General features: G+C 64.2%; 1 protein-coding gene. It reads right to left on the minus strand.

The genetic code is table 11. The features are described 5' to 3' along the window. A partial coding sequence (locus SB847_RS20650; protein WP_410578439.1) for a hypothetical protein occupies positions 1-355 on the minus strand: 355 nt, incomplete at both ends.

Consider the following 355-nt stretch of genomic DNA (forward strand, 5'->3'; position numbering starts at 1 on the left):
GGGCGCCGCCACCGCGCGGATGACTCGTGTCATTGACGGGCCGCTTCGCGCCAGGGGAGGAATGGCAGTCAACGGTAGCACCAGAGTCAATGTGGCGAGCGGCATCAGCACGGTTGCGCACGCGATGGCCGCAAATCCGTACTTCGCATAGAGAATCGTGCCCAGCGGCGCGCCGAGGGCAAATGCCGCATACATTGCCATCCCGATCCATGCGATGACCTTGCCGGAGACGCCCGGAGACACGCGCGCCAGTCCCCAGCTCAATGCGCCGGTAATGATGAAGCTTTCCGCGGCACCCAGAAGCGCGCGACCCACGATCAGGATGGTGACCGACACCAGCGGGATTGATGCGACT

The sequence above is a fragment of the Bacillus sp. SIMBA_026 genome (assembly GCF_046535335.1).
GTDB classification, from domain to species: Bacteria; Bacillota; Bacilli; order Bacillales; family Bacillaceae; genus Bacillus; species Bacillus velezensis.